General features: G+C 50.3%; 17 protein-coding genes, 4 tRNA genes, 1 riboswitch and 1 other annotated feature. Of the genes, 20 read left to right on the top strand and 1 reads right to left on the bottom strand.

Going from position 1 to position 22,594, the window contains the following annotated elements:
- The 6 genes from ACI4N7_RS01610 (at nt 1) to ACI4N7_RS01585 (ending at nt 8,132) form a co-directional block, all read left to right on the top strand.
- A complete protein-coding gene (locus ACI4N7_RS01610) occupies nt 1–945 on the top strand; it encodes a bifunctional riboflavin kinase/FAD synthetase (RefSeq protein WP_439731618.1) in 945 nt (314 codons plus the stop codon).
- A 977-nt stretch (nt 946–1,922) separates the two neighbouring features.
- Nucleotides 1,923–3,131, top strand: coding sequence for a PLP-dependent aminotransferase family protein (locus ACI4N7_RS01605; RefSeq protein ID WP_439731617.1), 1,209 nt, complete (start codon nt 1,923–1,925; stop codon nt 3,129–3,131).
- Between the two features lie 357 nt (nt 3,132–3,488).
- On the top strand, nt 3,489–4,337 hold the full coding sequence (locus ACI4N7_RS01600) for a hypothetical protein (RefSeq protein ID WP_439731616.1): 849 nt from the start codon (nt 3,489–3,491) through the stop codon (nt 4,335–4,337).
- Between the two features lie 545 nt (nt 4,338–4,882).
- Nucleotides 4,883–5,100: a binding site (T-box leader), on the top strand.
- 53 nt (nt 5,101–5,153) lie between these two features.
- On the top strand, nt 5,154–6,641 hold the full coding sequence (locus tag ACI4N7_RS01595) for a tryptophan transporter (protein ID WP_439731615.1): 1,488 nt from the start codon (nt 5,154–5,156) through the stop codon (nt 6,639–6,641).
- Nucleotides 6,634–7,452, top strand: a complete 819-nt coding sequence (locus ACI4N7_RS01590; protein ID WP_439731614.1) for an energy-coupling factor ABC transporter ATP-binding protein — start codon at nt 6,634–6,636, stop codon at nt 7,450–7,452. Before ACI4N7_RS01595 ends, ACI4N7_RS01590 begins: the two co-directional genes overlap by 8 nt.
- Nucleotides 7,449–8,132 carry an energy-coupling factor transporter transmembrane component T gene (locus ACI4N7_RS01585; RefSeq protein ID WP_439731613.1) on the top strand — a complete coding sequence of 228 codons (684 nt, stop codon included), beginning with the start codon at nt 7,449–7,451 and terminating at the stop codon, nt 8,130–8,132. The genes ACI4N7_RS01590 and ACI4N7_RS01585 overlap by 4 nt, the downstream gene beginning before the upstream one ends.
- A gap of 251 nt (nt 8,133–8,383) precedes the next feature.
- Here the strand turns inward: ACI4N7_RS01585 and queF are convergent, their stop codons facing one another.
- Nucleotides 8,384–8,878, bottom strand: coding sequence for a preQ(1) synthase (gene queF / locus ACI4N7_RS01580; RefSeq protein WP_439731612.1), 495 nt, complete (start codon nt 8,876–8,878; stop codon nt 8,384–8,386).
- Between the two features lie 374 nt (nt 8,879–9,252).
- Between queF and ACI4N7_RS01575 the strand changes: the two genes are divergently transcribed.
- The 14 genes from ACI4N7_RS01575 (at nt 9,253) to thiC (ending at nt 22,469) form a co-directional block, all read left to right on the top strand.
- Nucleotides 9,253–10,464 (top strand): efflux RND transporter periplasmic adaptor subunit, encoded by a 1,212-nt coding sequence (locus ACI4N7_RS01575; protein WP_439731611.1) that lies wholly within the window; start codon nt 9,253–9,255, stop codon nt 10,462–10,464.
- Nucleotides 10,465–10,474: 10 nt separating this feature from the next.
- Entirely contained in the window at nt 10,475–13,657 is a 3,183-nt protein-coding gene (locus tag ACI4N7_RS01570; RefSeq protein WP_439731610.1) for an efflux RND transporter permease subunit, read from the top strand.
- 62 nt (nt 13,658–13,719) lie between these two features.
- On the top strand, nt 13,720–14,601 hold the full coding sequence (locus tag ACI4N7_RS01565; RefSeq protein ID WP_439731609.1) for a DMT family transporter: 882 nt from the start codon (nt 13,720–13,722) through the stop codon (nt 14,599–14,601).
- A 462-nt stretch (nt 14,602–15,063) separates the two neighbouring features.
- Nucleotides 15,064–16,086: an anthranilate phosphoribosyltransferase gene (trpD, locus tag ACI4N7_RS01560; RefSeq protein WP_439731608.1), complete on the top strand. Its 1,023-nt coding sequence runs from the start codon at nt 15,064–15,066 to the stop codon at nt 16,084–16,086.
- 10 nt (nt 16,087–16,096) lie between these two features.
- The gene (trpC, locus tag ACI4N7_RS01555; protein ID WP_439731607.1) at nt 16,097–16,882 is read left to right on the top strand and encodes an indole-3-glycerol phosphate synthase TrpC; all 786 of its coding nucleotides are present in this window, start codon (nt 16,097–16,099) and stop codon (nt 16,880–16,882) included.
- An 18-nt stretch (nt 16,883–16,900) separates the two neighbouring features.
- Entirely contained in the window at nt 16,901–18,085 is a 1,185-nt protein-coding gene (trpB, locus tag ACI4N7_RS01550; RefSeq protein ID WP_439731606.1) for a tryptophan synthase subunit beta, read from the top strand.
- Between the two features lie 12 nt (nt 18,086–18,097).
- The gene (gene trpA, locus ACI4N7_RS01545; RefSeq protein ID WP_439731605.1) at nt 18,098–18,868 is read left to right on the top strand and encodes a tryptophan synthase subunit alpha; all 771 of its coding nucleotides are present in this window, start codon (nt 18,098–18,100) and stop codon (nt 18,866–18,868) included.
- A 470-nt stretch (nt 18,869–19,338) separates the two neighbouring features.
- Complete coding sequence (locus ACI4N7_RS01540) at nt 19,339–19,719, top strand: hypothetical protein (RefSeq protein ID WP_439731604.1); 381 nt, start codon at nt 19,339–19,341, stop codon at nt 19,717–19,719.
- 9 nt (nt 19,720–19,728) lie between these two features.
- Nucleotides 19,729–20,394, top strand: coding sequence for a DUF1638 domain-containing protein (locus ACI4N7_RS01535; RefSeq protein ID WP_439731603.1), 666 nt, complete (start codon nt 19,729–19,731; stop codon nt 20,392–20,394).
- Nucleotides 20,395–20,572: 178 nt separating this feature from the next.
- Nucleotides 20,573–20,649: transfer RNA gene (locus ACI4N7_RS01530), tRNA-Asp, on the top strand.
- A 2-nt stretch (nt 20,650–20,651) separates the two neighbouring features.
- Nucleotides 20,652–20,726: transfer RNA gene (locus ACI4N7_RS01525), tRNA-Gly, on the top strand.
- Nucleotides 20,727–20,729: 3 nt separating this feature from the next.
- Nucleotides 20,730–20,803 (top strand) — tRNA-Cys (locus ACI4N7_RS01520).
- A 34-nt stretch (nt 20,804–20,837) separates the two neighbouring features.
- Nucleotides 20,838–20,926 (top strand) — tRNA-Leu (locus ACI4N7_RS01515).
- Nucleotides 20,927–21,019: 93 nt separating this feature from the next.
- Nucleotides 21,020–21,119, top strand: a riboswitch (TPP riboswitch).
- Nucleotides 21,120–21,161: 42 nt separating this feature from the next.
- Nucleotides 21,162–22,469: a phosphomethylpyrimidine synthase ThiC gene (gene thiC / locus ACI4N7_RS01510; protein ID WP_439731602.1), complete on the top strand. Its 1,308-nt coding sequence runs from the start codon at nt 21,162–21,164 to the stop codon at nt 22,467–22,469.
- Nucleotides 22,470–22,594: the final 125 nt, after the last annotated feature.

Below are 22,594 nucleotides of genomic sequence, written 5' to 3'. Positions count from 1 at the left end.
ATGGAAATCTATCATTCATGGGAAGAAATTCCCGGAAATCAGAAAATTGTGCTGGCCATGGGTTTTTTTGACGGCTGCCATCTGGGACACCAGGATGTCTTTCAAAAGACTCTTGCCCTGGCCCGAAAACTGCATGCCAGGCCGGGAGTTTTGACCTTCTGGCCCCATCCCATGGCTGTACTGGCACCGGACATCCATGTGCCCCTTCTCCAGGGAAGAAAAGAAAAAGAAGCCTTCATGGAAAAAGCGGGTATGGATTTTGTTCTTTTCCTGAAGCCGGATCAGGAATTCCTGCAGGAGCTTCCGCAGGCCTTCATGGAAAAGCTGGCTTCTCTTCCGGGACTTACAGGCCTTATTGCCGGAGAAAACTTTACCTTCGGCAGGGGAAGAGCAGGAAACAGCTCTCTTCTGCAGTCCTGGTTTTCCAAGCGGAAGATTCCTGTGGAAATTGTCCGCCTTCTGGCGGAAGAGGGGAAAACAGTCTCCAGTACGGCCATCAGAGAGCTCATTCAGCAGGGACGCATGAAAGAAGCGGCTCTCTTTCTTGGGAGAAACTACACCATGGAAGGTGATGTGGTGCATGGATTCCACCGGGGAAGCGATGTACTGGGCTTTCCTACGGCCAATCTGTCCTTTACCGAAAACCGGGTGCTTCCCAAAGACGGCGTATACGCCGCCAGGGCTGTCATTGACGGCAGATCCTATCCGGCCATTACCAATATCGGGAAAAATCCCACTTTCGGCAACAGCGAAAGAACCATTGAAACCTTCATCTTTCACTTTGATTCTTCTATTTACGGCAGTCCCTTTACTCTGGAATGGGTAGAACGGATCAGGGACGAGATCCGTTTTCCTTCGCCCCGGGCTTTAAAGGAGCAGATAGAAAAGGATATTCGGAAAGCAGAAGAAATTCTGGCAGCAGAACAGAACGAAAAAAGATCCTGAGCATCTGTGCTTCAGGGTCTTTTCTGTGTCATCGAGCCAGTCAATAACTTCTTTCAAATCATAAATAATAAGTTATATAATACATGAATACAAAAGTATTTGACCTGACAAGGACTCTATATGCATGGATCCTTACTTTCAGGTAACCAATATCCTGTAATCAATACATAAATGAAATGATTTTACTATATATTTATGCTATGGGATATATGAATGGCTATTCAAGTGATGAGATAAACTTCGTAAAAGAAATATTGGATAGATGGGTATAAAAGATATATATTATACACATACCAAGTATTTTGCAAAGGGCCCGTCAAGCGGGCTGTTTTAATGGAGGCAGAAACAGACATGAAAGAACAGCAGGTTGAAAACGAAGTTATGGTGGAAGAAGAAAAACAGGAAGAAGTATGCTGGGCATTACTTGAACTGGAATCTTTGAACAAACACTGATTTTTAACCTCCTGCTGCCGAAAGGCAGCTTTTTTTTTGCCCAATATAGAGGCGGATCTGTAAACCTTATTTTATTTGACATCTCTATAAGCTAGTTTTACAATAAGAATACTAAGGAAATACTGGATGAATCAGAGAATCAAATTTCAAAGGCGTTGATCCGATGCTTCAAATGATCCTGCTGCCGGCATTGACTCATGTCCTGCAGGAATCCAAAATGCACAATGAAACTTTGATGCCGATTTAACCGTATTTCCCCGGGTATGCCCTGATTCATTTGCGTTATGGTATTTCATTGATTTTGACGCAAAGCTTCGACCTCAGTTTACATCTGTGAGCCGGCTTTTTTCCTTTATGGAATCAAAATCCGGATATGAAATTCCCGGGCGCTTCCATCAGTGCTTCCCTGATACTGTTTATATTTGCCGGCAGGCCGGTTTCTCCGGCAGCAGACGTAATATAACAAATCTATGGAAACGGAATGAATCTTCATTTCGCTTTCGAGGAGTAAAGGAGAGATTTTTATGGCAATTCGTTTTTCCGATGTACTTGCAAACATGAAAGGTTCCGATCTGGGTCCGCTTCTGGCACTCACCGCGCAGCCTGATATTATTTCCTTTGCCGGCGGCCTTCCTGCACCGAAGACCTTCCCGCTGAAGGAACTCACAGAAGTAGCCATTAAAGTCAGAGAAGAAGACGGTGCCGGTGCTATGCAGTACGGACCATCCCTGGGTTACATGGGACTTCGCCAGGCCATTGCTGACCGCATGAACCGTATGTATCAGCCCATGGGCATGTACAAAGTAGATCCAAAGAACATTATGATCGTTACCGGTTCTCAGCAGGGCCTTGATATTACCGGCCGTGTATTCCTGAACAAGGGTGACGTAGTTGTATGCGAAAGCCCGACATATCTGGGCGCTATCGGTGCATTTGATTTCGAACAGCCGAAATATGTAGAAATCCCCACCGATGATGACGGCATTATTCCGGAAGAACTGGAAAAAGTTCTGGCTACCAATGACAAAGTAAAATTCATCTATGTCATTCCGAACTACCAGAACCCCAGCGGCCGCTGCATGAGCCTGGAACGCCGTAAGAAATTCATGGAAATCGTAACCAAGTATGAAATCCCCGTATTCGAAGATAACCCCTATGGTGATCTCCGCTTCGAAGGCGAAGAAATCGCTCCACTCATTACCATGGACCCGAAACATCTGGTTATGTATTCCGGCACCTTCTCCAAGACCCTGGCTCCCGGCATGAGACTGGCATGGATGGTACTGAATGATGAAATTCTGCCGAAGTTCGATCTTGTGAAAGGTTCCACTGATCTGGCTACTCCGTCTGTTACCCAGCGTGAAGTGGCTATGTACATGAAGAACTACGACTTCGAAGGCCACATTAAAGAAAACTGCAAACTTTATGGTCATCGCCGCGACGTAATGTGCGATGCCATTAAGAAATATTTCCCCTCCAATGTTAAATGCACCTATCCGCACGGCGGCCTCTTCCTCTGGGTAGAACTGCCGGAAGGCTGCAATGCCCGTGACCTCTTCCAGTATGCACTGGACAGAAAGGTAGCTTACGTACCGGGCGATTCCTTCTTCCCTGAATCCAAGAAGAAGAACTATTTCCGTCTGAACTTCTCCTACAATGATGATGATGTCATTGAAGAAGGCGTAAAGAGACTGGCTGATGCTCTGAAAGCTTACCTGGCTGATCAGAAATAATATTGAAAAAAAGAAGCTGCTCCGGCGGCTTCTTTTTTTGTGGCGGAAATTGTAGTATATTTAAGAAAAAGATACACCTTTTGCGCACAGAAGGCCGCTAAGCGGTTCGGGTTCAAAGGGTTCAGAAGGTTTCAAAGGGCGATAGTGCGCCTTTTAAATCATATAAGGTGCCAGTTTGTATAACTATTACGTCCATTCTGGCGGGCGAATAGAAAACAGGCAGACCGTTCTTGCGTATCGTCCTGCGATTCACAGGAAGGTACTTTTATGTGCAGGCGAAGGATCACCTTCTGCACTCTCACGCTGACAAGCCTGACCAAAGCGGCGAAGCCGCATCCAATAAGGAGTTGATACCATATGACATACATAAAACCCATAGCTCTGGCGGCAGCACTGCTCACCGCTCTTACCATTTCCTTTCCGGCTGAAGCAAAGTCCGATACCCTTTCTTCGGCGGAAGAAGCACTGGAGGAAGGGAAGGTTTCCAATAAGGACCTGGATGCTCTCTTTGATCGGCTGAAGGAAGCCTACCGGAAGGGCGGAAAGGAAAACAGTTTTGACTGGAAAGGCATGAGCAGTGTCATTCTGGGAGAAATCCTCAAATCCGATGATATTCAGAAAAACAAAAAGCTGAAAGATATTCTGGATATTCTCACCGACGGAGAAAGTAAGAAGGAAGAGCCTGAGGTGGAAGAAACAGGACCTGACAGGACCATTGACGCGGAAGTGCAGCCCAATGATGCCATCCGACGTGCGGTGATTTCTTCCTTTGATATCCCGAAAAAAGACTGGAAAACCACGAAATACTCCTATAACTTCATGGACCTCGACCATGACGGCAGGATGGAAGCCCTGGTTCTGGTACAGGGACCCTATACCAGCGGTAGCGGCGGGGACACCCTTCTGATTCTGAAAGAAAAGGATGAGGGCTGGGAAGAAGACCAGGCCATTTCCATCGTTCATGCACCTATTCTGGTAGCAGCGCCTGGTGAACTGGACCTTCCCTCAGATCGTAAAATTCTTATTCTCAAACGAAGCGGCGGAGGCGCCAAAGAAGCCTACGTGGCCCTCACCAGTCATGACGGGAAATATATTAGCGTAGGGGAAGCAGAGGAAATTAAAGACCAGGAAATTCACGGCACTCTTCTTCTGGTGCAGAAAGAAGAAGCGCCCACTCTGGAAGAAAAAGAAAAGATCCGGGAATAATGACAGAAGGGGCTTTGAAGAAATGATTGAAACTCTATCAGAGAGTCAGTCAATCAGATTTCAGACGCCCCATTGTCAGTTCGAAAGGAAACAAATTATCATAAGTGCTACTCTCCCATTCGTCATTTCGAGAGGAGGACAGCGGCGGAATGATACAGAGGATGGAGCACTTCTGCCCTTCATTGCTTTTCAAGTGATAATAAGCTGCCTGTTGCTGCGTCATCTCGAGCGGGGCTGCATGGCGGTATGAGGATGAGTTTGCTTTCTCTCTATGAAAACTCTGAGTCGAGAGATCTCTTGGATCAGAGCGGCATGCACCGCTGAGGGATGGGATTACGGGCCTCGCTGCCGACTTTCAAAATGACGGCTGGTGGGGGAGTGCTTCTGCGGAAAAGAAGAAACAGGAATTCTTTGCAACAACAGTATAAAAAGATTTTTTGGGGGGGCAGGAGAGCGCAGAGAAAGGCAGGCGGAGGACGCGGGAATTTGATTTCCTGTTTTCCCGTTGACACTTGTTTCTGCTGGTGATATACTCTGTTCATATACAAAAGCCTTAGAACAGGAAGAGTAGTCCTGATGGAAGCCATCCAAGGGAGCCGGCGCAAGTGGAAGTCCGGTATGGCAGTCTTGATGAATGGGCCTGGGAGGCGCTGCTTTGAGCCGATGCGGGGTAGGAGCAGACGGGAGTCTTCGTTATGGATGATGAGTCGGGCTTTTTGCCAATATGGGTGGTACCGCGGAATTATATCCTTTCGTCCCTTTGCTGTGAAGCAGGGATGAAGGGATTTTTTGATTGATTTTTCAGGAGGTTGCATCATGGAGCAGGTTATGGATGTGTCAAAGCTTGTCTATACGAAGGCGAGGGGAGGAAGGTTCCGCTGGCTCACGATTTCTACGCTGATGCTGGCCATTGGTATGCTTCTTCATCTGGTATCGCCTTCCGTGGCCGGTTTTACGCCGAACTGGATGATTGCCTGCTATGTGGTGGCCATTCTTCTGACGAAGCCCAGCTACAAGCAGTGCCTGGGAATCTGCATGGTGGCAGCTTTGATGGAGGTATTTACCAGTAAGTCCGCATTCCCTTACGGCGATTTTGCTTCCGAGTTCTTCGGCGCCTATGTGGCAGGCTTCTTTGCCCATTCCGTGCCGCCGATTAAAATCGGAAAGTTTTCTCTTCGTCCGGCCATTGCCGGTTTCATTACCACCTGTGTGTCCGGTTTCACTTTCGTTTCTATTCTGACCCTTGTCATGGGCATTCCTCTGAAGGTATACCTGTACGGCATGCTGCCGGCAGTAGCCATGGTAGGCGTAGGAAACGGAATCATCACGCCTTTCCTTTATTTCCCGGCTCTTCGGCTTTTCAAGTCCATGCATTACATGGCGGAATCGGATGTGGAGGACAGTGACCACAGCGGCCTTGTGCTGCATCAGCAGCAGGAAGGGGTCATCAGTGTGGAGCATCTGACCTACACCTATCCTTTTTCTGACAGGAAGGCACTGGAGGATATCAATCTGGCAGTGAAGGAAGGAGATTTCGTGGTAGTAACGGGGCCGAACGGTGCCGGCAAGACGACGCTTCTCATGTCCATGGCCGGTGCGATTCCCCATTATTACGGCGGCACCATGCAGGGCATGGTATTTACCGGCGGAAAGGCAGTAACCCAGCATACCATTGCGGATCTGGCTTCTTCCATCGGTGTCATTCTTTCTGACTACAAGGCACAGATCGTGACTCTGACGGTAGGGGAGGAAATGGCCTTTACTCTTGAAAATCACGGCTTCCCGCCGGAAGAAATCCGGCGCCGGTCGAAGGAAGCACTGGCCAAGGTACATCTGGACGGTCTGGAAGACAGGAAGGTAGCCACTCTTTCCGGCGGCCAGTGCCAGCGTCTGGTGGTGGCCGCCGTTCTGGCAGAGGAACCGGAAGTACTGGTATTTGATGAACCGACTTCGGCTCTGGACCCGGAAGGCATCCGCGAATTTTATGAAATGGTGGGCGAACTGAACCGGAAGGAAGGACTTACGGTGATTGTGGCAGAACACCATCTGGAAGCCACCCTGCCCTATGCGAAAAAGTTTATCCTCATGAACCAGGGACGGATCATCAGCCAGGGCACGCCGGAAGAGGTTATGCGGGTGATGAAGAAGGACCACATTTATGAGGAGGCTATTCCGGATATGTACCGGGCCCAGCTGGAGCTGGAAGAGGCGGGGATTTCCTTTGAAAAGCCCTTCCTGAATATCAAAGACGCAGAGGAATCTGTGGTGGATTCGTTTAAGAAAGGAGAAGGGGAAAATGCTTGAGCTGAATGATATATCCTTCCGTTACGGGAAGGGGCTGCCCCTTGTCCTTGCCCATGTGTCCCTGTCCTTTGACAAGGGAGAATTCGTGGCTATTACCGGAAGAAACGGAAGCGGCAAAACGACCATTACCCGTCTCCTTACGGGATTGGAAAAACCGGCAGCAGGCCGTGTTCTTTATGACGGCAGAGATGTGACGAAGGAGGATGCATCCGCACGGAGCCGTTTCATCGGTTATGTATTCCAGCAGCCCGACCGGCAGATGTTCATGCCTACGGTGCGGGAGGAAATCGCTTTCGGTCCGTTCCATCAGGGGAAACGGGGCAGTGAGCTGGAAGAGGCCATTGACCGGGCCATGGCGGACACAGATACGGAGTCCCTGTCCGGTGAGTACCCCAGAACTCTTTCCCGGGGCGATCAGCAGCGTGTGGCTATTGCGTCTGCTTTGGCCATGAATACGGAATACCTGGTGCTGGATGAACCCACCAGCGGTCAGGACGGCAGGGAAAAGAAGCGGCTGATGGCGCTGATGGAAAGGCTGCAGGACAAGGGCATCACCATCATCCTTGTCACCCATGATATGGATATCGTAGCCAGGGACTGCACCCGGGTCGTGGTTATCGCCAATCACGGAGTGGTTTTTGATGATAAGCCGGAAGTGCTCTTCTCTGCAGCCAACAGGCCGGAAGACTGGGGTCTGGCCTATCCGCCGGCTGTGCTGCTGGGACGGCATCTGCCCGGAGCGCCCTACTGCCGGGATATGGACAGTTTCTGCAGGGAATTCATGAAACGGAAAGGAGGCGTTTCCCAATGAGAAATCTTGTCCCGTTGACAAAAATCCTTTTAACTCTGGGAACGGCGGTATGGGCCATTGTGCTCCATAAGCCGGAAAGCCTTCTGGGTCTCTGCGTGCTGGAACTTTTAATTCTTCTGGTATCCAGTGAGCTTTTCAAAAATATCAAGGCACTGATCATGCTGATTATTTTTGCCGCTCTTCTGGGCGTTATCGAAAAGCTGGGCGGCGGCAGCACGGAGGAATCAGTGGTGGCGGCGCTGCGCATGCTGGGCATGACCATCATCTTCATTTACCTTCTGGGGACAGTCAAGCTCCAGGATCTGACGGCTTCTATGGTGCGCCAGCTGAAGGTGCCCTACGAATATGCCTTCATGTTCACCGCAGGACTTCGCTTTATTCCTGATTTTATCGAAGAAAACAAGGCGGTATCTGAAGCCCAGGCCTGCCGCGGTCTGGCAGTGAAGGGCAATTTCTTCAAGCAGGTAAAGCGGTACATGTCCATCGTTCGTCCGCTCATGCTGCGTTCTCTGGGAAGAAGTGAAACCATGGCTCTGTCTCTGGAGCTCCGCGGATTTGGCGGTTCCCGCAGAACATTCATGGAAAGTGTGGCACCCAAGGGCAGAGACTATCTTTTCATGGTGCTGATTCTTCTGGTGACAGCTGCTGTTATTTACGGACGGCTCAAGCTGGGCATGTAGTGTGAAATCGACCTCCTCCATGGTACGGGTCCTGCTGCGGCGGGAGATCTCTCGACGCAGAATTTTCATAGAGATGAATGCATGCATTCTCATCATGGCCACACCGCTTGAGATGAGGATACCAGCAGACCGCTGCATTGCTATTTCGAGGTTTGGCGGGGGAGCCTGAAAAATCTCGAGAGAAAAAATATAGAAACCATAAAAAAAGGCTGTGAAAAAATGATTGATCATTTTTTCACAGCTTTTTTCATTTACCGGTTATCTATCTTTTCCGGATTCATATCATGATGGAGCAGACGGAAACGAGCGAAGTCCCGCCACTCTGTACCGGGAATGCCGTAGTTGCAGTAGGGGTCAATGGAAAGACCGCCCCGGGGCAGGAATTTTCCCCACACCTCAATGTAGCGGGGACGGAGCAGGCGGATGAGGTCGGTCATGATCATATTCACGCAGTCCTCGTGGAAATCTCCGTGGTTTCTGTAGCTGAAAAGATAAAGCTTCAGGGATTTACTCTCCACCATGTACTTGTCGGGAATATAGGAAATATAAATGGTGGCAAAGTCCGGCTGTCCTGTTTTGGGGCAGAGGCTTGTAAATTCCGGGCAGTTGAACTTGATAAAGTAATCGCGGTCCGCATGTTTGTTGGGGATCTTTTCCAGCAGACCGGGGTCGTAGTCATAGGTATACCGGGTATTTCGGCTGCCCAGCTGCTTCAGCTGGTCCAGCCCTTCTCTTTTTTCTGTCATAGGGTACCTCACATTCAAATCATTCTATACAGTTTATACAAGAATAGCATAGAAAAAGAGGGATGTAAATACAGAAAGGGGATAAGAAGCAGGGCTGCGAAGGTAAAAAATTTCTTATTGTGAATTGATTCATTTTTCGGGTTCCCTGCAGATAGGTGAGAAAAGAGATGAGACCGGGCTTTTTCAGTCATATGGAAAAAGAGAATGGCCTTAAATAATTATCAAAGGTAACGAGTCACATTCACAAACAAGCCTGATTATGGTAAACTGAAAGAAAAAAATGTGTGGAACACCGGCGATGGACTGGTTCATGCTGCATGAATCATTGTAATCCGGGGGAGCAGACATTTTAGTTATGCAGAAAGGACATCCTTATGATTCATAAAAAGTTCAGGAACCGCCTGGCCGTGCTGGCGGCTGTGATTTGCATGGGAGCCGTTTCTCTGACGGCAGGCTGCGGCAGTACGGCCCAGCAGAAGTCTTCCGCTGTTTCGGTGAAGGCTATGAAGGTGCTTCAGCAGGACACCAGCGTGAGCCATGATTATTCAGGACAGATCAAGTCCATGGATGCGGTGGTGATTAAGCCGAAGGTATCGGGGTCTATTGTGGAAAAATATTTCCAGAGCGGCCAGCCGGTGACCCAGGGACAGGCACTGTACAAGATTGATGACCGGCAGTATGAATCTGAGGTGCTGTCTGCCCGTTCCAATGTGGATAAGGCGAGAACTACGCTGAATAACTCCATCATTGATCTGGGACGGTATCAGAAGCTCCAGGCTTCCGGTGCCATTGCTGAACAGACCCTTACCACCCAGGAGGCTACGGTGGCATCGAACCAGTCCAGCTACGATGATGCGGAAGCTCTTTTGAAAAAGGCCCAGGAAAATCTGGATGATACGGTAATTCGTGCCCCTATCAGCGGGAAGCTTTCAGTGGATGATGTGGCTGTAGGTACGTATGCTACGGCAGGCAATACCTCTCTGGTATCGGTGGGCTCTATCAATCCGATTTATGTCCAGTTCTCTATCAGTGAAAATGAATACCTGAATTTCCGTATGGCCGATACGCCGGACAAGGACAGCGGCGTCCATCCGGAACCGCCGAAGGCAACGCTGACTTTGAGCAACGGCAAGAAATATGATGAAGTATCTACCAGTTATCTGGCGGATCGTGAACTTTCGGAAAGTACGGGCACTTTGACCATCAAGGCTGTTTTTGCCAATAATGACGGCGTTCTTCTCCCCGGCATGTTTGCCCGGGTCACCGTGGAGGGACAGCCGCTGAAAGATGCTATCCTGGTGCCTCAGCGGGCTGTACAGCAGGTGCTGAACAAGTCCTTTGTCATTGTGGTAGGGGCAGATAACAAGTCTGTTTCCAAGATGGTGACACTGGGAGATCAGATCGGCAGCTACTATGTAGTGGAAAGCGGTCTGACCAAGGATGACAATGTAGTGGTGGAAGGCCTGACCAATCTGAAGGAAGGACAGGACCTGGATGTGACGGAAACCAATGCAGATGAACTGGGTCTGTCTCTTACCACCAGTGATTCCACCAGCTCCCAGACTGCCACGGTAACGGCGCAGTAAGGAGGCCTCTATGTCAAAATTCTTTATCCGGCGTCCTATCTTTGCCATCGTCATATCCATTATCATTGTGCTTCTGGGGGCCATTTCCCTTTTCTCTCTGCCTATTGCCCAGTATCCGCAGATTTCTCCGCCTACCATCAGCCTGAGTACATCCTATACCGGTGCTAACGCTACCATTGTGAACCAGACGGTGGCCCAGGTTATCGAAGAGCAGCTGAACGGTCTGGAAAATATGTCCTACATGTCTTCTACTTCCAGCAATGACGGCTCTTACAGTCTGTCCATCGTGTTTGACCTGGACAGCGACGGCGATACGGACTCTGTCAACGTGCAGAATGATGCGAATCTGGCCAAGAACAGTCTGCCCAGTGATGTGCAGACCACGGGCCTCACGGTGCGCAAATCTTCCGGCGATATGGTGCTTATGGCCAACCTGTATTCGCCTAACGGCACTTATGACCAGGCCTTCCTGAAGAACTATGCCGACATTTACCTGCTGGATAAGATCCAGCGTATCGACGGCGTCGGCAACGTCAATACCTTCGGCTCCAGCTATGCCATGAGAGTATGGCTGAACCCGGACAAACTGGCCGAAAGAAATCTGACGGTAGCAGATGTTATTTCCGCCATTAAGGAACAGAATATTTCTGCACCGGCAGGTACCGTTGGCGGACAGCCTGCTCCGGATACCCAGGAAAAGCAGTACAGCGCCAAGGTAGAAGGACGTCTGACCACACCGGAACAGTTCGGCAATATTATTCTGAAATCCGCATCCAACGGACAGTTCGTCTATCTGAAAGATGTAGCAACCATCCAGACCGGTACCCAGAATGAAAGCAGCAATTCCAAGATCAACGGCAAGAACGGTATCGGCTTTGGTGTACAGCTTACCAACGATGCCAATGCACTGGATACCATCAGCCAGGTAAAGACGGTGCTGTCCCAGGCTAAGGACAGTTTCCCGCCGGATCTGGACTATACCATCGTCATGGATAACACCAGCTTTATTAATGCATCCATCGGCGAAGTGCGGGATACCTTCATTGAATCCCTGCTCCTGGTTATCCTGGTGGTTTTCGTATTCCTGCAGAAATGGCGCACCACTCTGATTCCGGTGCTGGCAGTGCCGGTTTCCATTGTAGGCACCTTTGCCACCTTTACGGTTCTTGATTTCACCATCAATACCCTTACCCTTTTCGCCATGGTACTGGCCATCGGGCTGGTAGTCGATGATGCCATCGTAGTCATTGAAAACGTAGAAGAGCACATGGCGAAAGACAGGCTTTCCGCCAAAGAGGCAACGGAAAAGGCTATGGAAGAAGTGCAGGGGCCGATTATTGCCACCACAGCCGTGCTGGCCTCCATCTTCATCCCTGTTGCCTTCATCGGCGGTGTTACAGGCGTGCTGTATAAACAGTTTGCCATCACCATCACCGTGTCTGTGGCAATTTCCGCCTTTGTAGCTCTTACCCTGACACCGGCCCTCTGCGGTCTTCTCCTGAAGGCGGACGACAAGGGCATCCAGAGCGGTCCTCTGGGGTTCTTCTTCCGCAAATTCAACAGCGGCTTTGAATCCTGGCGTGAAAAATATACCGGCCGGGTATCCTGGATGATTCATCATCTGAAGTATGCCGCCGTATTCCTCATTCTGGTTACCGGACTGATGGGCGTATTCTATGAAAAACTTCCGTCCACCTTCGTGCCGGAAGAAGACCAGGCCTTCTTCATGGCCAGCATTACCATGCCGGAAGGTACATCCCTGAACCAGACCATTAAGACTGTAGATGCCATTGCCGATGAAACGAAGAGCATTCCCGGGGTAAAGGATATCATGACCCATACCGGTGGATCGACTTCCAACTCCGGCAACCTGTATGTATCTCTGGACACCTGGGATGAAAGAACCACTTCGGATCTCAGTGTCAATTCCATTATTGCCAAATTCAACAGCACCGTGGTTCCGCTTCATCCGGAAGCCCGTGTTTCCGCTTTCAACTCGCCTGCTCTGCCGGGACTCGGCATGGAAGGCGGCTGGACAATGCAGCTGCAGGATAATGTAGGCCTTACGGATACAGAGCTGGGCGATGTGGCTGATAAGGTAGTAGCAGCCTGCAGTGCCCGTCCGGAACTGTCCGGCGTCCGCACCAGCTATGCCACCAATACACCAAGCGTGCAGTATTCTGTCGATCGTGAAAAGATCAAGAATCTGGGCATCGATCTTTCCGATGTATTTACAGCCCTCCAGGCCAATTTCGGCGGTTCCCAGGTCAACGATTTCAACCAGTTCGGCCGTTCCTACAAGGTCATTGTACAGGCTGATACCCAGTACCGTTCCCAGGCGGACAGCCTGAAATTTATTTCCGTTAAATCTTCCTCCGGCAATATGGTGCCTCTGGATACGCTGCTGACAAGCTCCATCACCACAGGCCCGTCCTCCATTACCCGCTTTAACGGTGTAAGAAGTGTCACCATTCAGGGCAGTGCCGCCAACGGCTACAGCTCCGGCGAAGCCATGCAGGCTGCCGAAGCCGCTGCCAAGAGCGTCATGCCTTCCGGCTTTACGATTGAATGGTCCGGCCAGAGCCGTGAAGAAAGTACATCCTCCAACTCCACCATGAAAGTGCTCGTTATGGCACTGGTATTCGCATTCCTCTGTCTGGCAGCCCTCTATGAAAGCTGGTCTATGCCTTTCGCCGTTCTCTTCACCGTGCCGACCGGTATCTTCGGTGCTGTATTCTCCGAATACATTATCCGTACCCTGGCTACCATGCTGGGTGCCAATGCTACCGGTTTCCTGAACAGTGTGTACATGCAGATCGGTATCATCATGATCATCGGTCTGGCGGCCAAGAACGCCATCCTCATTGTAGAATTTGCTAAGGAACGTGTGGATAAGGGAATGGATCCCATGGAAGCAGTCGTCATCGCATCGAAGCTTCGTCTCCGCCCGATCCTTATGACTGCCTTCACCGCCATCATCGGCTGTCTGCCGCTGGCTCTGGCCACCGGTGCCGGCGCCGGTGCCCGCTGCGGCATGGGCGTGGCGGTTGTAGGCGGCATGACCTTTGCTACTCTCTGCGGCCTCTTCCTTATTCCGGCCTTCTACATCATTTCCGAATATATGGCAAGATACTTCCGGAAGGTGACCGGATTTAAGGGAATCAAGTTCAAGTATCGCATGCTGAGAAGGTAATTGTCCGTTTTCGCAGGCAAGAGGGAGCAGACGCCCCCTGTTCAAAAAGGAACGTGACAGACATGACTCTACACGCACAGGAGAACAAAGCCCGTCTTATGCTATGGACCACCGCCCTTATCTGGGGCGGTGGTTTTGTGGCGGGAAAAATGGCACTGACGGGGCTTTCTCCCTGGGGTGTTCTGTTTTGGCGGTTCGGACTGGCAGCGCTCTTTTTTGCACTTGCTTTTCCCCGGGCCATTGGCCGGCATGGAAAATCCCTCCTGCGGTTCGGCGTGCTGTCCGGTTTTCTTCTGGCGCTGGCTCTGGGCGTACAGCTCTGGGGGCTGATGTATACGACCAGCGCCAGGCAGTCCTTTCTCTTTACCACCTATGTGGTGTGGACGCCTTTTGTAAGCTGGCTGCTCTGGAAGAAGAGACCATCCCCCAGGGCCTTTGCCGGCGGCTTTCTGGCTCTGGCCGGCATCGGCCTCATTGCGGCAAAGGGGGAAGGGGACATCCGGCTGGGTGACTGGATTACCCTGGCTTCGTCCCTGCTTTTTACTCTGCAGATCGTGTTTGTAGGGAAATTTATGAAAAAGGACATGGATATCTTTGCCTTCTCCTTCATTCAGTTTGCCGCTGCTGCCCTGGTATCCCTCTGCTTTCTTCTGGTGCAGGGAGATCCTTTTCTTCCTTCCGGCATGGAATGTATGGAAGGAGTCCTTTTCCTGGGCATTCTGAATACGGCGGCCGCATTTACCCTGCAGAACGCAGCCCAGAAGTATCTGCCGGATGTAACGGTATCTCTTATCAGCAGCATGGAGTCCGTCTTTGGGTTTCTCTTTTCCTGCCTGTACTATGGGAATCCGGTGACCCTGCGGTTTTTGGCCGGCGGGGCCCTGTGCTTTGCCGCCATTCTGGTGAATCGTTTGGGAGATACCCGTCCGGAGAGCAGAAACTGAAAGGCCTTTGCTATAAGGCTGGGAGCCTCATAAAAAATTACTTGACATTCAGACAGCGGGGGATTATAATAGCCACAACTTAAGAAAAGCAAACCGTTGAAGCGGAGATAAAAATAATTCGTGCACTCACAGGGAGCCGGGGTATTGAGAAGCCGGCAGAACGCAGGTTATTAAATGGACCGCTGAGGGCGCGGTGAAAAGGATTTCCTTAGTAGCCTGCGACGTAGGGCATACGTCAGTTGCCGGAGATATGCTGGTATCTCGCTAAGAGCAGGGGTCATTCCCTGAAGCAAGGTGGCACCGCGGAATTACATCCGTCCTTGACAAGTATTTGTCAGGGACGGATTTTTTGTTGTCCTCCCTGAAGGAGGAAAAGATGGACTCAATCAGACGATGGCAGGAAACAGGCAGACTTGAATAATTGACAGTATGTGTAAAAGAGAAGTACAGGAGGAATACAAAATGATTAAGGAAGCTATTCAGAAAATCGTCAGAAAAGGGGATCTCACCTACGAGGAAGCTTATCAGGTTATGAATGAAATTATGAACGGGGAAACGACTCCTACCCAGAACGCCGCTTTCCTGGCAGCTCTTTCCACCAAGAGCACCCGGGCAGAAACCATTGATGAAATTTCCGGCTGCGCTGTGGCAATGAGAGAACATGCTACTCCCGTTCCTCATCCGGGCATGGAGGTTCTGGAAATCGTGGGAACCGGCGGAGATAAATCCAACAGCTTCAACATTTCCACCACCGCTGCCTTCGTAGTAGCAGCAGGCGGCGTGAAGGTAGCCAAACACGGCAACCGGGCTGCTTCTTCCAAGTGCGGCACTGCCGATGTGCAGGAAGCACTGGGAGCCAATATTTCCCAGGATCCGGAAAAGGCACTGGAAATGCTGAATAAGGTAGGCATGTGCTTCCTCTTCGCTCAGAAATATCACTCCGCCATGAAGTATGTAGGACCCATCAGAAAGGAACTGGGCTTCCGTACCGTATTCAATATCCTGGGACCTCTGACAAACCCTGCTAATCCGGATTACTTCCTCCTGGGCGTATATGACGCTTACCTGGTAGAACCGGTTGCCAAGGTATTGGATAAGCTGGGTGTGAAGAATGCAGTAGTAGTTCACGGCGAGGACTGCCTGGATGAAGTTTCTCCCAGCGCACCGACCCTTGTATGCGAACTGAAGAACGGCTACTACCGCACCAGTGAAATCAAACCGGAAGACTTCGGCCTTGCCCGTGGAAAGAAGGAAGAACTGGTAGGCGGCACACCGGATGAAAATGCAGAAATCACGAAAGGCATCCTTTCCGGAAAAATCCAGGGCACAAAGAGAAATGCAGTGCTCCTCAATGCAGGCCTCGCTTTCTATGCAGCAGGCGCTGTAAAGACCATGGAGGAAGGCGTCAGGAAAGCAGCTGCTCTCATCGACAGCGGAGACGCTTACAGAACCATGGAAAAGTATATTCAGGTATCCAACGAATAACGGGGGCGCCATGATTCTTGATGATATTGCCGCAGAAGCAAGAAAAAGGACGGCCAGGCTGAAGGCAGAAGGGTATTATGATGCCATTCATGAAAAGGCAGCCCATTTTACTCCTTCTGACAAGCACCTCTTTTACCGGAATCTTTCGGCACCGGGTCTTTCCTTTATCTGTGAACTGAAAAAAGCATCTCCCTCCAAGGGGCTGATCAGTCCTGATTTCCCCTTTGAAGCCATTGCCAGGGAATATGAAGAGGCAGGGGCCTCCGCCATTTCCTGCCTCACGGAACCGAAATGGTTCAAGGGAGACATTGCTTACCTGAAACGGGTGGCAGGAGAAGTCCATATCCCGGTACTTCGGAAGGATTTCATCATTGATGCCTGCCAGATTGAAGAGGCGGCTCTGGCCGGTGCTTCGGCCATCCTCCTCATTGCCGCCATACTGAAGGATGAGGAAATCCGATCCTTCATGAAGCAGGCGGAGGAACTGGGGCTGGACGTGCTTGCAGAAGCCCATGATGAAGAAGAAATGGAGCGTATGCTCAAAGCCGGCGCCAGAATCGTAGGCGTGAACAATCGGGACCTTCGGGATTTTACCATTAAAATGGAAAATACCGAAAGGCTGGCCAGGCTGGTACCGGAGGACGTGCTTCTGGTATCTGAAAGCGGCATGACCGACAGGAATGCGGTGCATCAGATGAGACAGGCCGGCGCCGATGCAGTGCTTATCGGAGAAATGCTCATGCGGGCAGAAAACAGGACAGAACTTCTCCGGCAGATGATACAGGAAAATTCTTAAAAGAAAAGGATGGAATACATGATGAAAACAAGATTTGGTGAATACGGCGGACAGTACGTACCGGAAGTTTTAATGAATGAAGTCAATAAAGTAGGCAAAGCCTTTGAAGAATGCAAAAAGGACAGGGAATTCCAGGATGAACTCCATCGCCTTTTTGTGAACTACACCGGCCGTCCCTCCATGCTTTATGAAGCAGAAAATATGGAAAAAGACCTGGGCGGTCCCCGTATTTTCCTGAAAAGAGAAGATCTGAACCACACCGGCGCTCATAAGATCAACAACTGCATCGGCCAGGCTCTCCTGGCTAAACGCATGGGCAAGACCCGCATTATCGCTGAAACCGGTGCAGGCCAGCACGGTGTAGCTGCTGCTACCATTGCTGCCCTTTTCGGCATGGAATGCGAAGTCTTCATGGGAGAAATCGATACGGAAAGACAGGCATTAAACGTATACCGCATGAAACTTCTGGGCGCTAAGGTCCATGTAGTCAAGACCGGATCCCGGGTGCTCAAGGATGCGGTCAATGCAGCCATGCAGGAATGGAGCCGCCGCTGCGATGATACCCACTATATCATCGGTTCCACCACAGGCCCGGCTCCCTTCCCGGAAATGGTCCGCTATTTCCAGAGCTGCATCGGCCGCGAAGCCAGAGCGCAGGTGCTGGAAAGAACAGGACGTCTTCCCACCAGAGTTTATGCCTGCGTAGGCGGCGGATCCAATGCAGCAGGCACCTTCTATCCCTTCGTACAGGATGCAGGTGTTGCCCTGATCGGCTGCGAAGCCGGCGGCAAAGGCATTGACACCCCTTACCATGCAGCAACCATCAGCAAAGGCAGCGTCGGCGTATTCCATGGCATGAAGTCTCTCTTCTGCCAGGACGATGACGGAAATATTACCGAAGTATATTCCATTTCCGCAGGCCTTGACTATCCGGGTGTAAGCCCTGAACATGCTTACCTCCATGATATCGGCAGAGCCAGATACATTGCCATTACCGATGAAGAAGCGGTACAGGCCTTTGAATACCTGGCAAAGACAGAAGGCATCATCTGTGCCATTGAATCTGCCCATGCTGTAGCAGGAGCAATGAAAGAAGCAAAGAACATGACAAAAGACGACATTGTCGTTATTACCCTGTCCGGCCGCGGAGACAAAGACGTGGCTGCCATCGCCCGCTATCGCGGAGAAAACCTGCATGACTAAGGAGGAAATATAATGAGCCATATTAATGAAGCATTCAAAAACGGTAAAGCACTGATCGCCTTTCTGACCACCGGTGTTCCATCCCTGGAAGACACTGTAAGATATGTACTGGATATGGAAAAAGCAGGAGCCACTCTTATCGAGCTGGGCGTGCCCTTCTCCGATCCTATCGCTGACGGTCCTGTCATCATGGAAGCGGATGTCAAGGCTCTGGAAAATAAGATTCACCTGCCCCAGGTTATGGAGACGGTGAAGGAAATCCGTAAACACACTTCCATTCCTCTGGTACTTCTTACGTATTACAATCCCGTTTTCCGCTATCCGGCAGATAAATTCTTCCAGGAAGCCAGAGACATCGGCATTGACGGTGTTATCATCCCCGATCTTCCCGGCGAAGAACAGAAGGAAATCCGTCCTCTGGCTGATGAAAACGGCGTCGACATTATCCAGATGGTTGCTCCTACCTCGGAAGCCCGCATCCGTGCCAACGTGAAAAATGCCACCGGCTTTGTCTATGTAGTTTCCTCCATGGGCGTCACCGGCATGCGCGGCGATATTAAAACCGACCTGAAGGATATTATCAAAGTGGTCAGAGAAACCACCGATACTCCTGTTGCTATCGGCTTTGGCATCCATACTCCGGAGCAGGCTAAAGAAATGGCAGCCCTGTCTGACGGCGTCATTACCGGCAGCGGTGTGGTAGATATTATCAACAAAGAAGGAAATAAGGCGGATAAAGACCTGGAAGCCTACATCGGCGGGCTGAAGGCAGCCATTGAGTAAAACGGTTCCAAAAACTGACAGTATTTACTTGATAAGGTGATAAGGAAAGGGAAGCATCGCTTCCTTTAATGAAAGAAGATGGGCGTCTGTTGTATGACAGACGCCCATTTGCATTGGAGTGTTTATTTGTATGGAGTATTTATTCATATAAAGAAGGACAGGTCTCCCTGAAGGACGTCATGAAGAAAGGATGATTTACAAATGACCATGGTTATGACAAAATAGAAAAAGAAGCATGATTTAAGGAAGTGCTGACTCATTTATGGAGTCTGATTTCATGATTATTTTTATGTACTGCTTTGTCATGGGATTTTTTAAACAGCCGAATTTGAGGTATTCCATTCCCTGTATTGCCAAAAATGAAATCAGACAGCTATTGAATCGGTGCTTTCCTGGAAATTTCCTTTGGGAATGCAGTGATGAATCTGAAAACAGGTGAATCAGCATGCTCCCGGGAAGATGAGGCTGGTATGGATGAATTTAATTTTCTGTTTCTTGCGCTGGGGCTTCTGGCAACCCTGTGGTGCTGGACAGCAGTGAAGAAACCGGGCCCTGAGAGGGTATATCCTTTCTGGTACCATCTGGTGAGGACAATCTGCTTTCTTCTTATCCTTCTTCCCTCGATTCTGGTCAGTGTCCTGGACGGGGGAGAATCCTGGATTTCCTCTTTCCTTTATGTGGAGGTGGGAGCCTTTGTGGTGCTCCTGCTTTTGGAGGGGGAAAAATCCCGCTTTGGCAGAGTGAAAAAAGAGGCATCCGGGGAGAAGAGAGAAAGCCGGAAGATGGTTATGGTCTGGGGAGGCGCTGTGACAATTCTCATGTGGCTGGCCTTTTTTTATATGTTCAGGTGAGGTGCTTTTATGAATAATCATACAGTCATTCTGGCCTGCCCCACATTGGAAGGGGAACTGAAGAAGGCACTGGAAGAGGCGCATTCTGATAGTGTGGTATATTTTATGCCTCCGGGACTGCATCGGGATCCCAGGGCGCTCCATCATTATGTGCAGGATAAAATTGATCATTTCTATAATGTATCCCGTATTGTGGTCTGCACCACCGGCTGCGGCGGAGGCAATGAAGGCATGAGGGCTTCGTCGGCTCCTCTGATTTATCCGAAAACCCGTGACTGTTTGGATATTCTTCTGTCAGGAAACTCTTTGAAGAATCTGCAGAGGGATATGCATGGCGTCTTTTTGACGGAGAGCTGGATGCGATTCATGCAGGAGTCCTCCATTGATATGGCCAGACTGGAGAAAAAGATGGGCAGGGAGGAGGCCCGGGACTATCTGAAGAAGCTCTATGGCTCTATCCGGGACTTTTATATTATTGATACAGGCTGCTATGATACGGCACCGGTGAAGGCTTATATTGAACCGCTGGTGGAGCTTCTGCAGGGGCGCCTGCACCAGGTGAAAGGGGAGTACGGCATTCTTCGAAAAATCGCCAGGGGCACATTTGATGAAGACTTCTTCGAGGTTCCTTTGGGAGAAACGGTGAAACCGGGATCATTTCCTTCCAATTTTTAAGGAAGGGAGGAAAAAATCCGCAAATTATGGAAAAGTTTTTTCGGCGTTTTATGAATGAATTTCCTGTATGCTATGATTCTCTCCCTTTTTCTCCTGTTTTTACCGCAAAATGATGGGCCTTTGCATTCCCTTGACAAAACGGGGGATGGTGGGTATACTTATTAAGTAACTTACGTGCGGCCCGGTGGTGTAGTGGTCTAACATGCCGCCCTGTCACGGCGGAGATCGTCAGTTCAAATCTGATCCGGGTCGCCAGTGCGGAAGTAGCTCAGTGGTAGAGCACAACCTTGCCAAGGTTGGGGTCGCGGGTTCGAGTCCCGTTTTCCGCTCCATATGGCGGCATAGCCAAGCGGTAAGGCAGAGGTCTGCAAAACCTTTATCCCCAGTTCGATTCTGGGTGCCGCCTCCATATTTAATTATTACATCATCATAATAGACAACCTGCCGGGGTGGCGGAACTGGCAGACGCAAGGGACTTAAAATCCCTCGAATCGTGAGATTCGTACCGGTTCGATTCCGGTCCTCGGCACCATCATGATGATTCAAGCTGGAACGTTATGTTCCGGCTTTTTTTGTTTTGCAGCTCCATCAAATCCTTTGCACCTTTCTTTCATATGGTATAATACATACATGCTGGGGGAGTCAGTAGACTGAGAGGAATGTATTTCCGACCCTTTGAACTTGATGCGGTTCATACCGACGTAAGGAAGCAGATTGCTGTTTGTTCAAAGCCCGCTAAGGCGGGCTTTTTTTCATGGGAGGAATCTATGACACAACTGGAAGCGGCAAGACAGGGAATCATTACAAAGGAAATGGAGACCGCTGCGCGGGAAGAGGGCGTAACGGCAGAATTTATCAGGCAGGGAATCGCAGAAGGCACCATTGTCATTCCCGCCAATATATATCACAAATCCCTTCATCCCTATGCCATCGGGAAGGGTCTTCGCACGAAGATGAATGTGAATCTGGGGATTTCGGAAGATGTATGCAATTATGAAACGGAACAGGCAAAGGCCAAACTGGCCTGGGAAATGAAGGCGGAAGCCATTATGGACCTTTCCTGCTACGGGGAGACGGCGCCTTTCCGGGAATGGCTGGTCAGGAACAGCCCGGCCGCCATCGGCACGGTGCCCATGTATGATGTCAAAGGGGTGCTGCATAAAGGGCTGAAGGACATGACGGCCGATGATTTATTCTCTGTGGTGGAACGGCATGCGAAGGACGGCGTGGATTTCATGACCATTCATGCAGGTCTGAACCGGGAAACGGCAAAGCATATTATGAGAAACAAGCGGATTACGAACCTGGTGTCCCGTGGCGGCTCCATCCTTTTTGCCTGGATGTACATGCATGGCAGGGAAAATCCGTTTTATGAACAGTTTGACCGTCTGCTGGAGCTTTTGAAGAAATATGATGTCACCCTTTCCCTGGGAGATGGCTGCCGGAGCGGAAGCGGCCATGATTCCACCGATGCGATCCAGATTTCCGAACTGATCAATCTGGGAGAACTGGTGCTCCGGGCGAGAAAGGCCGGAGTGCAGGTGATGGTGGAAGGACCGGGACATATGCCGATTTCCGACATCCGCATGAATGTGGAAATTGCCAAAAAGCTGACCCATGGAGCGCCTCTGTACGTGCTTGGGCCTATTGTCACCGATGTGGCACCGGGATATGACCATATTACCGCAGCCATCGGCGGCGCTCTTTCCGCTTCCTGCGGCGCTGATTTCCTGTGCTACGTCACACCGGCAGAGCATCTGCGCCTTCCCGATGTGGATGATGTGCATGAAGGTATTGTGGCATCCAAGATTGCCTGCCACGCTGCTGATCTGGCTAAAGGAATCAAGGGAGCGTCCCGCTGGGATGAAAAGATGTCCTGGGCCAGAAGAAAGGTGGATTTCAAAGAAATGATTCCGCTGGCCATTGATCCGGCCAAGGCCAGAAGATACAGAGAAAGCAGCCAGCCGGAGGATGAATTTACCTGCACCATGTGCGGCTCCATGTGCCCCATGAAAACGCTGGATGAAATCCTGAACAACAGAAATCCGGAAGACGATCCCTTTGAGAATCAGTAAGAAGGGATGCTACGGACTTCCTGCAGGATGCCGGTCATGAATCAGTGAGGAAAAAAGCGGCGCTCTTTGAAATAGGAGGGCGTCGTTTTTTTAGTGGCAGGAGAGGGCGGGAGAGCAAAAAATGA

Source organism: Dialister sp., from assembly GCF_051885895.1.
Taxonomy (GTDB): domain Bacteria; phylum Bacillota; class Negativicutes; order Veillonellales; family Dialisteraceae; genus Dialister.
This window is presented reverse-complemented; position numbering and strand designations above follow the sequence as displayed.